The following is an 11,480-nucleotide window of genomic DNA, read 5'->3' as shown; positions in this document are numbered from 1 at the left end:
TGTACTTCTGTCAATAGCGTAGACACAAAATTAAGGAACAACCACGGCATTAGACAGCCTGATTTCTGTAGTAAATTTGTTCGAAATGATGAGCCGTCTCGTATCCTAGAGTAGAATGTGGTCGTAGTCGATTATAGTCAAACTCAATGTAAGCATAGAGTTCTCTCATGGCTTGTTTACGGGTCTTAAATTTTGTTTGGTACACAAATTCTTTTTTCAACGTGCTATGGAAGGACTCGATACAAGCGTTATCATAGCAATTTCCTTTACGGCTCATGCTGCCAATCATTTTGTACTCTTGTAACTTTGCGCGGTAGTCATGACTAGCGTATTGAGAGCCACGATCAGAGTGATGAATTAATCCTGGCTCAGGCTTGCGACGCTTATATGCCTTCTCTAGCGCGTCTAAAACGAGCTCCCTTGTCATTCGAGCTCCCATTGAAAATCCTACAATTCTGCGAGAGTACAAATCCATTACGCTTGCCAAATACAACCAGCCCTCGCCCGTCTGGATGTAAGTGATATCCGTTACCCAAGCTTTATTCGGCGCTAGCACAGTAAACTGACGATTTAACACATTTTCGAACACAGGCAAGTCATGTTTAGAATTCGTCGTAGCCGTTACTTTCCTTACGGTTATTGACTTCAATCCCATTTCCTTCATACGCCGACTGACCGTTTTGGAAGAAACCGCAGTCCCATTTTTTCTTAATACGGCTGTAATCGTCGGACTTCCTGCGCGTTTTTTAAAGTGATTAAACAGTCTTCTTATCTTCCGATCTAGCGCTTTTAAGCGCTTTTCACGAGCACTAGGTTCCCTCTTAATCCATTTGTAATATCCGCTTCGTGAGACTTCTAAAACGGTGCACATCTTCTCGACCCGGTACTGGAAGCGGTGTTTATAAATAAACGAATAAATCAGCACGGGTCCTTTGTGAAGAAGTGCATCGCCTTTTTTAAAATCTCATTTTCCTCTTTTAATTCGAGGATGCTTTGCTCCAACTTCTTCATTCGTTCATAGTCTACAAACACCTGAGACTGAGATTCTACAGTTCTACTGCCGTACTGTTTAATCCACCGACTTAGGGTACTTTTAGGAATATTTAATTCCTTAGAAATTTCAATTGGTCTCTTATTAGCAGACTCCATGTGTTCAACTGTCTTGCGTTTAAATTCCTCATCATAACTTTCACGTTGTGATCCCATGCCACACCTCGACCTTATTTAATATCTATATTATAAAGGTTGTTCCTTAAGGTGTGTCTACGAAATAGTCTAACTTCAAAAGTGAACAAATAGCGTACTGTAGTTCCGCTTGAGCCATAAACTGGCCTGTTCCAGATAAGATAACGTACTGTAGTTCCGTTTGATGGTCCTCTGGGGGGCTTTTCAGCTCCGAAGCGTTAAGCCTTTGTCTTGAGATAGTTCTCAACGGTTGATTTCGTTTTTTGCTCATCCAGCCATGTCGACGCCAACGTCGATAACTTTTCATCGGTTAATGTTTGTTTAATATCCTTCGTTTTTTCCTCCAATGTTGGCGTAGAGGCGGCTTTATGATCAGTTACTTTGATGATGTCATAGCCTGTGCTGGTCTTAACGGCTTCACTAGTCGCACCTGTGCCAAGAGCGAATACCGCAGTCTCGAAGGTAGGGTCCATACTGCCTTTGTCAATATATCCAAGCGTACCGCCCTTATCCTTGGTTGCTGTATCTAGAGACTTCTCCTTGGCAATGGCAGCAAAGTCGCCTCCGTTTTTTAAATCCGCTAAGATCGCATCAGCTTCCTCCTTGGTTGCTACAGAAATATGTGAGGCTTGTACCTGTTCAGGATTTTTCAGAGACTCCAGATTGTCGTCATAGTATTTTTTAATTTCATCATCCGTAATTGTAACTTGAGGGGCTAAAATCTTCTTCAACAGCACTTGGCTTTTCATATTTTTCTTTAAATCGTCCAGCGTCATGCCATAGGAAGTAAGTGCTTGTTGAAATTCGGTATCAGATCCGTAAGAACCTTGAATCTTGGAGATTTCTGCTTGAATATCGTCATCGGTTACTTGGACACCGGATTTTTGGCTTTCTTGGTTGATTAGTTCCTCGGATATTAACGTATCCAGCGTTTGTTGGCCGCCGCTGCCTACCATTGCGTCATAAAGCTGTGTTTTGCTGATGGCAACTCCATTCACTTTGGCTACCGCAGCTTCATCTGTTTTCTTCAGAGGTGGATACACGAGTACATAGGCAATCATAATGAGGACGAGCAGGGTAGAAACCCACTTCCATTTGGGACTGATTTGTATATGGTTATTCATTGAATGATCTCCCTTCGAAACATTTGATTTCGTTGTGCTAAGGTCATTATGCCTACTCAAACTGAAAGGGGCTTGAGTGAATGCTGAAAGGTTCATGAAAATGGTGGATAAAAATGCCAGATGGATGAAGTGTCAGCTAGAAAGAGAGATCGTCTGTGTAATTTTAAATTGTACACAAATTAATTGTTGACAATATTAAATGAAATTGGTATGATTCATTCATAAAGTTTGCTTCAAATTAAATTTATAACAACTTAAATTGACGCCCAAATTTCGGATAAGCACAAAGGAGGAATTCCTATGCATCACAAAGCGATTATTATCGGTACTGGTCCTGCAGGATTAACCGCAGCCATTTATTTGGCGAGAGCCAACGTGGCCCCACTCGTCATCGAAGGCATACAACCCGGAGGTCAGTTGACAACAACGACCGAGGTCGATAACTTCCCAGGCTTCCCAGACGGAATCACCGGACCGGAGCTTATGGACAATATGCGGAAGCAAGCGCTGCGCTTCGGAGCGATGATACAGTCCGGCCGTGTTGCTGAAGTGGATACTTCCAAGCGCCCTTTCACTTTGTTTTTGGAAGATGGAGGGAAGCTCACAGCAGATGCGCTCATCATCTCAACAGGAGCCTCGGCCAAAAAGCTGGGCATCCCAGGCGAATCCGAGAATATCGGCAAAGGGGTAAGCACTTGTGCGACATGCGACGGATTCTTCTTCCGCAATAAGAAAATCATCGTCATTGGCGGCGGGGATACCGCGATGGAAGAGGCGCAGTTCTTGACTCGATTCGCTTCAGAAGTGCGCGTGGTTCATCGCCGAGACGATTTGAAGGCATCGAAAATCATGCAGGATCATGCCCGCGGCAATCAAAAAGTCGCTTGGAGCCTCAACCGCACCCCCCTTGAAGTAGTGGCAGGTCCAATGGGTGTGAGCGGACTGAAAGTGCTCAATAATGTGACAGGCGAAGAGGAACTGCTCGAAGCAGACGGTATCTTCTTAGCGATCGGGCATACCCCGAACACAGCATTCCTGGGCGGACAACTGCCAACGGATGAGCTGGGGTACTTACAGGTCATTCCGGGAACGTCACAGACCGGTGTGCCTGGCATCTTTGCCTGTGGCGATGTGCAGGATCGCATTTACCGCCAAGCCATTACTTCGGCAGGGAGCGGGTGTATGGCTGCGCTGGACGCAGAACGGTACATCTCAGAGCAGCACGCGTAACAAATAAGTTAAACCAATACTAGGAGGAATCAGCCATGTCAGTTAACCATATTTCCGATGCTACATTCCAAAGCGAAACAGCGGCAGGCACCGTACTCGTCGATTTCTGGGCACCTTGGTGCGGTCCTTGTAAAATAATCGCTCCCATCCTCGATGAGCTTTCCGCCGAGATTGGCGATGCTGCTAAAATCGTAAAAATCAATGTGGACGATAATCCCGAGTCCGCTGCCAAATACAACGTCATGAGTATTCCGACCTTGCTTGTTTTCAAGAATGGGCAAGTCGTTGATCAACTTGTTGGTGTTCAGTCCAAAGAGAAACTGAAAGCAGTGATCTCGCAAGCCTAAGACAATAGCTGTGGATAAAATCGCATTTCAATATAAATTCAGGAGGAATATATATGACACAAATTCAAGAACGCACAGGAGTAGCAACCGTTGGAGGAAACCCAGTAACCTTGCTTGGACCGGAAATCAAAGTTGGCGATCAGGCACCGGATTTTACATTAAATAAAGATTTGATGACCGAGGTAAGCTTGGCGGATTATGCTGGCAAAGTGAAGCTGATTTCCGTCGTTCCTTCTGTAGACACGGGAACTTGTGATGCACAGACGCGCCGCTTCAACGTGGAGGCCGACAAGCTTGGCGAGGATGTCGTTATTCTAACGGTTTCCGTAGATCTCCCTTTCGCGCAAAGCCGTTTCTGCGGAGCCGCGGGCATCGATAAAGTCATTACACTATCCGACTACAAACACCGCGCCTTCGGTCAAGCATACGGATTGCTAATCAAAGAAATTCAACTCGACCAACGTGCGATTTTCATCTTGGACACGAACAACACCGTTCGCTACGTCGAGTATTTGACAGAGATGAAAGAGCATCCGAATTATGATGCGGCTTTGAGTGCTTTGAGGGAGCTTGTGTAAGAGGGATTTAAGAAGACTTGAAAAGACACGAGAGGGCCTGTAAAGATTTGAAGAAGGCTTGAAAAAAGCTTGAAAAAATCTTGAAGAAGGCTGAAGAAGATTCGAAAACAAGATGGAGCAAATAAGAGCTTTTAGTGGTTCGTTGAGCAGGGGGAGAAGTTATTAACCTCTAGAATACGAGTCTCTGAGGCTCTTATTTGTTTTAATTTGTGTACGTTCATAGACGGATGAGGCAGATGGTAGAGGGTGGATTGAACCGATTGCAGGTGGTTATGGCAGATTGGTTGAGTCGAGGATCATAGATGGCGGAGAGGGCAGGCCAAAGGTTGTAAGATGGCAGTTTGGACGGATGGAGGATCTAAGGTAGTAGACGTAAGATTGCTGGTCTGACAACATGGAGCGCGACAGATGGAACATTGGACACTGGACAGCGCCTCTGGATACCAAGCACCTAAACCCAACGTGGAAAACCCAACACGCAGCACTCAACTAGCACAATAGACAACATCCGACACCCAACTAGCACCCAATAGCCAACACCCAGCATTTAGCTTCCAATTCTCAATCCCGATCACCGAACACTCAATAACCAGCATCCCCATCCAGCGCCCAACACTCAATAGCAAGCAAGCAACACTCAATAGCCAACACCCAACATGCAACAGCCATCATCCAACACTCAATAGCCAGCGCCCAACGCTCAATAGCAGCACCCAACATGCAACAGGCAGCACGCAACACTTAATAGCCAGCACCCAACATGCAACAGGCAGCGCCCAACATGCAACAGGCAGCACCAAACACTCAATAGCCAACACCCAACATGCAACAGCCATCATCCAACACTCAATAGCTAGCGCGCAACATGCAACAGCCATCATCCAACACTCAATAGTAGCGCCCAACATGCAACAGCCATCACGCAACACTCAATAGACAACACCCAACACCCAACACAAGCACCCAGCACCCCGTCATCTAAGCAAATTAGAGGTTTGCACTAAAAGTGAGGTTTAGAGTGGAGTAGGAAGGCGCTTTTTGCTGATAGTACCAGGGGTTTACATAATAAGTATATGAAAGTCTTTATAGCTTCTATTTCAAGTGAAACAAGAACCAAAGACATGTATAGGCGTACGCTCCACCATATAGACGATGTCCGTGGATCACGGATTTTGAAATACCTGCAATAGTGCAGGCTTTTTCGATCAAATCATGTGAAAATAGCGAAAAGCCTGCGATTATGCAGGCTTTTTGGGCTTTTCTAACCTAGAATCGAAAAAAGGTCTCGAAAGGATGCATAATTGCAGGCTTTGCACCTTTTTGCCTATTCCCAAGACGAAAAGGATGCATATTTGCAGGAATTTTCTAATTAAACAGACAAAATGCAAACTGCGCAACTAGCACAGGGTTGCGACAGCCTCTTACTTGCAGCTGGTTCCTGATTCACACAGTAATGCCCGCCGATTGCTGTAATCTAGCAGCAATTTTCATGAAATCCTCCGGGAATATGCCCGGTGCGAACTCTTCCGGTGTATCTGCGTAGTCCGGGATGGGCCCACCCTCAGGGATGCCTTCTTTTACAATCAAGGAGCCGCCGTCCTCGGGATGAGCACCTTTCCAGATTTGCTCCAAGTCCTTGTAGTCCTCATCACTGAAGCGGTAGAGCACACGGTGCAAGCCTTTTTCCTCATATTTGCGAGTTTCATTGAAAGCTTTGTTGTCCAAGCTTGGAATGGGAATGAGCTTGGTGACATCGGCTCCAGTAGCTACTTCAAGGGCTTTGGCGTAGGCAACAACATGCACGCCACCGCGGACAAGCAAATAGCCAATCATGGCGCGGGCCACAGGATGGCTTGTCATTTCATAAACGCGCATCTTATGCGTGCGAGCCCCGCACTCCAGGAAGAAATTATGCAGCAGATCGAGGATCAGATTGCCGCTGTTGAACACATTTTCACCCGTCCAAGGCTTGCCCATGGAGTCAAAAGGCAGAGCATTCTGGCCGGCAACAATGAAATGCTGTGTATTGCGTATATCCTTGGCGGCTGTCAGAGGAGTGGAATCCGGATCTCCAGGCCGTGTAGAGCCGGCAAGACAAAGGTTGATCGCATGGGTAACTAATTCGACATGGCCGAATTCCTCTGCTGTGATGCTCGAGACGAGATCGTAGAAGGGCTTCAGCTTTGTTTTGTTCTTGAAGTTAAAGGACTGGAACATGTAGTTGTTCAGTGTAGACATTTCACCGAATTTGCCGCCGAGCAATTCTTGGACAGCGGCAGCCGCGTTCGGATCGGCGGTTGTCGGTTGCGGCAGTTCAATAGCTAAGCGATTGAAACGTTTGATCATGTGTATCCCTCCAACTGGTCAGATAGAGGTATTCTATCCACGTTGGAGGTCGATCATGCAGCCGGAGCCTAGCCTCAAGTTCAGCGTGTGCGTGCGAGAGAAACCGTCCGGCGGCCTTTCACCATGGCCCCGCCGCATAGGGGGCAGGCCTTCGCCGTCAGCCGCGCTTCCTGCGGCGACGAGATCCGCGCCCAGGCCTTGCAGCCGGCCTGGCCGCACACCCATGCCGCGACTTCCTCCGTCGCGGCCTCGCGCCCCGCGCCGGCATCCAACCGCCGCGCCGCCGGGCGCCCTGCGGCCGCTTCGCGGGCCGCAGCCCCACTGCCAGCCGCCGCAGGCTTGCGGCTGGCAGCAACCCCAGCGTCCGCGTCAGAGAACGCGGACAGCAGGAAGCGGGAAGGCTCCGCCTTCTTCCCGCGATAATACGCCGGCGAGCTGATCAGCAGCTCAGCCTTGGCGCGTGTGACGGCGACGTAGGCCAGTCGCCGCTCTTCCTCGAGCGCGGCAGGCCCCTTGTCGCGCCCCGCAACCCCGGCCATCTTCACATCGTCCAGATGGCCAGCATCGAGTGCCGAGCTATGCGGCATGTTGCCCTCAATCGCACAAAGCAAGTACACCACCTTGAACTCGAGTCCCTTCGATTTATGAATGGTCATGAGCGAAATTTTATTCGCGGCATGATCTTTTTTCAGAGCACTCATTTCCGTGCGTTTTTCTGCGACTTCATGGATAAAATAAAGAAATTGCTCCACCGTATCGAACCGTTTGGCGGAGGATTCCAGCTCATCCAGCGTTTCTTTCAGCATTTCGCGATGTTGGGTCAGCTTGCTGCGCTTGTTCGTTTCCAAGAAGGAATCGTAGAAATCTTTGCGAATGGTTTGAACCGCTGCCAGCGGCTTCATCTCAGCAAGAGATTTGATCAACTTGATTCGGCTTTTCAATTTTTCTTTTTGGAATTCCTTGAGCTGCGGCAAGCCAAGCAGATGGATTAACGGCCACTTTTTGGCTTGAATAGCCTCTTGATCTTGAATAATCCGCATGCCTTGGTCGCGACCAATATATAATGAAGGTAGGACACCCTCTATGGCTTCGAAATTTCGCCGTTCATGGGCAATTCGAAGGTGGTCAATAATCGGCTTCACCATCCATTGATCGTAGAAAGAGTCATTGCTGCCGTAATCGACAAAAGGCAAATTATGCATGATCAACTGCTCGATAATAGCTCGGCTGTTGCTGGCAGTCCGATAGAGAATCGCAAAATCTCCATACAAGCCGCCGCCTTCAGCGACTTTCATCCGGAGATCTTGAATTAACCAATCGGCTTCGTCATCGCTGCTCGCAGGTCGTACATAATTTGGTTTCAACTCGCTTTGTTTTGTAGCCAGAAGAGTCTTTGCTTTCCGATGGACATTATGACGGATAATGGCGTTCCCCAGACCAACGATGCTGGAAGTTGAACGGTAGTTGATATCTAAAGTGACCGTCTTGGCAGTTGGATACTGCTCATGGAACTGTAGGATGAATTCATTTCGAGCCCCATTGAACGAATAAATCGTCTGGTCATCATCGCCAACAACCATGAGGTTCTGATGATTTTGAGCGATCATTTTAATAATTTCATATTGAACCGTGTTCGTATCTTGAAACTCATCGACGCTGATATAAGTAAACTTTCGTTCCAGTGAACGAAGAATATCGGCATTTTGCTTCAATAAATGGTAGGCGAGGAGCAGAATATCATCGAAATCGATTTTCTGCTGTTCCATTTTCCACTGCTCGTATTGCATGAAAATCTTCTTCGTTTCCTGATCCTCTTCCGTTTTTTCCGGGAGATCCTGAACCTCGATAAGTTGCATTTTATAGGAGGAAAGCAGGGCAATAAGCACTTCCGGCTGATACGTATCCTGCAATCCCATACTCAGCATGATGCGTTTAAAGACAATTTGCTGAAAGCGGCCATCGCTCAGAATTTCCTGCTGAAACCCATTCATTCGCAGCAGCCGCAAACAAAAGGCATGAAAAGTGCGCACCTGCATCGACTGCGTCATACTGCTCTCAATTCCGGGCAGAGAAGTAAGACGTTCTCTCATTTCTTCGGCGGCCTTTTTCGAAAAAGTAATCAGCAGCAGATGGCTCGGATGCACCCGATGGACACGCAGTAAATAGGCGACTCGACATACTAGAACGGTCGTTTTTCCTGAACCGGCTCCGGCTAATGTCAACAAAGGCCCCTTATAATGACGAACGGCTTGCACCTGCGCTTCATTAAGCAGAATCTGGCTGTCTTCCAAATCGCGAAAAAAGAAAGCGTCTTGCTCCTCTTTGGATACGAAATGTGTGCTATTCGTTAGCTGGGCCATTTTCGCATGGGGAATGGGGCGCTCAAAGGTAGGTTTCGAGCCTGACGGAGTGGGGTATATAGAAAGAGAACTCATTATTATTCACCTGTTTCCTAGCATTTCTGAATTACCTATTCTATCATAATTTCAGCCCAAAGAAAGGATAATAATCCTATGGTTATCTCCAATTTTAAATTGCTATGGGGGCAATTTCAGAAGCATGACGCTACGGGACTTGCCGCGCAGTGCGCCTATTATTTTTTACTGTCTTTGTTCCCGTTTCTGCTTTTTATTATGAGTTTATTAGGGTATATGCCCTTCTCATCTGATGATATCATGCTGCTGATCAAGGAGTACGTGCCGGGAGCCGTCTCAAGCTGGTTGGAGGAAACGCTCAGCAATTTGCTGAATGTCAAAAGAGGGGCAACGCTTTCCTTCGGGATCATCTTGGCTTTAGTCAGTGCAAGCGCCGCGATGAATTCTATTGTGATTGCCGTGAATAAAGCCTATGGGCTGCCGGAACGCAAAAGCTTCATTCATTCGCGGTTTCTTGCTGTGATGCTGACGCTAGGCATGCTCATCGTTATCGCGTCCGCGCTGCTTCTAAGTGTATTCGGGAATTGGATCGGCACGTGGATGGAGGCTCATGTTCCTATTGCGGCAGCGAAGATTCATCTTTGGAATAATTTCCGCTGGCTTGTGAATTTCATCATTATTTTCGTTGTATTTATCGGTATTTATTACATAGCTCCTAACACTTGTTTGACTTGCAAAAGCGTACTTCCGGGAGCCCTTTTCGCCTCCTTAGGCTGGCAGGGGACTTCTTTTGGCTTCTCCTTCTATGTAAACAATTTTACGAATTATAGCGCCACTTATGGCAGTGTCGGGGGCATCATAGTTCTGATGACGTGGTTCTACATATCGGCGCTGATCATCATTATTGGCGGTGAGATCAATGCTTTGAAGCATGTGAAAAGCCAAAATGAGATTTTAAGATTTTCGCAAAATAAAAAGCTGGATAAGAATAGGAACAAAGATAAAGGGCAAAAAAAATGATAATTTGTTTCCGCGCAAATAAGGCTTCGACGTTCCACTAAAATCGAGGAGTGATCCTCAAGTGGGACTGCGATGCCTTTTTTTGCAGTCCATAGTTCATAGTCGACAGCGCTCACCACTCCAAAACCCCGCCATCTATTCGTTTCATACCGCGAATCTTTGCAAGCTGCTCCGCAAGTTGAAATAAGGCATAGTCTTTCATCTTCGCTTCAATCATGACATCGATCCTTGCTAATCCCGCCTCCTTGCAGCTTTTGAGAAAGGCAATTAACGGTTCTGGCTCGATATAATCGGCGTGAGAACGAAACTCCTTCGTATCCTTGGGCGATTTTGGAGAAGAAACATGAATTTTCATAGGAATATCTCCCCATGTGAGGGCAATCGCTGGCAGAAGCGCCTCGGGTGAGGCGGAAGAAGGGTTGCACCAATCGTGGTGCAAGTCCAGCATGCAGGGACGATTCAGTCTTTGACTCACGGCTAATGTTTCTTCAAGTGTGTAAGTCTTATCATCATTTTCAAAAGTAAGCCTACGCCGTACATGCTCAGGCACTTCAGGGACTTTGGCATACAAGCGTTCCATGGCAGCTTCTTTATCTCCGTACATCCCGCCAACGTGGATATTGATAATCGCAGAGTGATCCAGTCCCATCCCATCTAGAATGGCTGCGTGGTACACCAAATCTTGAATCGCAGCGTCCACAACCGTGTCACTACCGTTTAACAGCGTGTATTGGTTAGGGTGCATACTTAGGCGGATATCGTGTGCATTTGCGAAGTCGCCGAGCTTCTGCAGTTCCTCTTTATATACATTTGCGACATCTATCAGAACATCCGGGTGGGTAGCCAGTGGAATAAGCTGTGACGAAAGGCGGAACAAGCGAATGCCATGAGCAGCATTGTAATAAAGAATACGCTGAGTCGCTGCGAGGTTTTTGCGTCCGATGTCGATAGCTCGCTGCAAGGCTTCCTCCCGCGGACGCTGTGAAAACAGCTTATAGGTAAAAGTGGAACTTGGGGTATTGTGAAAAATAGCCATGGCGATGGAGACGAAACCAAGTCTGATAATCATAAGGCCTCCGATAAGGTTGTGTGAGACAGCGAGCTTAGCTTACCCCAAAATGCGGATAGCGAAATGGCTGCGACATTGGGATGATTTGTCAGGCTGGTGTCAAATACAAAAAATATGGATTTCGTGCACGTTAACTTTTACTATTTCGTTGACAATGATTCTCACTTGCATTTATAGTTATGATAATGATAATCAGTTACGAAATT

Annotated in this window: 8 protein-coding genes and 1 pseudogene; 4 read left to right on the top strand and 5 right to left on the bottom strand. The window is 47.0% G+C overall.

Annotation, left to right across the window (positions count from 1 at the left end; translation table 11 throughout):
- Positions 1-49 precede the first annotated feature (49 nt).
- A pseudogene (locus BC351_RS09570) lies at positions 50-1,206 on the bottom strand (IS3 family transposase).
- 197 nt (positions 1,207-1,403) lie between these two features.
- Positions 1,404-2,309: a peptidyl-prolyl cis-trans isomerase gene (locus BC351_RS09560; RefSeq protein WP_158082031.1), complete on the bottom strand. Its 906-nt coding sequence runs from the start codon at positions 2,307-2,309 to the stop codon at positions 1,404-1,406.
- Positions 2,310-2,609: 300 nt separating this feature from the next.
- Between BC351_RS09560 and trxB the strand changes: the two genes are divergently transcribed.
- The 3 genes from trxB to tpx are packed head-to-tail and all read left to right on the top strand — an operon-like array spanning position 2,610 to position 4,464.
- Positions 2,610-3,539: a thioredoxin-disulfide reductase gene (gene trxB, locus BC351_RS09555; RefSeq protein ID WP_079411135.1), complete on the top strand. Its 930-nt coding sequence runs from the start codon at positions 2,610-2,612 to the stop codon at positions 3,537-3,539.
- Between the two features lie 35 nt (positions 3,540-3,574).
- Positions 3,575-3,886 carry a thioredoxin gene (trxA, locus tag BC351_RS09550; protein ID WP_079411133.1) on the top strand — a complete coding sequence of 104 codons (312 nt, stop codon included), beginning with the start codon at positions 3,575-3,577 and terminating at the stop codon, positions 3,884-3,886.
- A gap of 53 nt (positions 3,887-3,939) precedes the next feature.
- The gene (gene tpx / locus BC351_RS09545) at positions 3,940-4,464 is read left to right on the top strand and encodes a thiol peroxidase (RefSeq protein ID WP_079411132.1); all 525 of its coding nucleotides are present in this window, start codon (positions 3,940-3,942) and stop codon (positions 4,462-4,464) included.
- 1,443 nt (positions 4,465-5,907) lie between these two features.
- On the opposite strand, the gene BC351_RS09530 is transcribed toward tpx, so the two are convergent.
- Together BC351_RS09530 and BC351_RS09525 are read right to left on the bottom strand one after the other, a co-directional pair.
- Positions 5,908-6,810, bottom strand: a complete 903-nt coding sequence (locus tag BC351_RS09530) for a manganese catalase family protein (RefSeq protein ID WP_079411130.1) — start codon at positions 6,808-6,810, stop codon at positions 5,908-5,910.
- Positions 6,811-6,890: 80 nt separating this feature from the next.
- Positions 6,891-9,245, bottom strand: a complete 2,355-nt coding sequence (locus tag BC351_RS09525; RefSeq protein ID WP_079411129.1) for a UvrD-helicase domain-containing protein — start codon at positions 9,243-9,245, stop codon at positions 6,891-6,893.
- Positions 9,246-9,323: 78 nt separating this feature from the next.
- Here BC351_RS09525 and BC351_RS09520 point away from each other — a divergent pair, with 78 nt between their 5' ends.
- Positions 9,324-10,205, top strand: a complete 882-nt coding sequence (locus BC351_RS09520; RefSeq protein ID WP_079411127.1) for a YihY/virulence factor BrkB family protein — start codon at positions 9,324-9,326, stop codon at positions 10,203-10,205.
- 112 nt (positions 10,206-10,317) lie between these two features.
- Here the strand turns inward: BC351_RS09520 and uvsE are convergent, their stop codons facing one another.
- A complete protein-coding gene (uvsE, locus tag BC351_RS09515) occupies positions 10,318-11,274 on the bottom strand; it encodes a UV DNA damage repair endonuclease UvsE (RefSeq protein WP_079411125.1) in 957 nt (318 codons plus the stop codon).
- Positions 11,275-11,480: the final 206 nt, after the last annotated feature.

The sequence above is a fragment of the Paenibacillus ferrarius genome (assembly GCF_002027705.1).
Classification (GTDB): domain Bacteria; phylum Bacillota; class Bacilli; order Paenibacillales; family NBRC-103111; genus Paenibacillus_E; species Paenibacillus_E ferrarius.
Note: the sequence above shows the minus strand (reverse complement) of the source record. Positions and strands in the feature narration are given on the sequence as shown.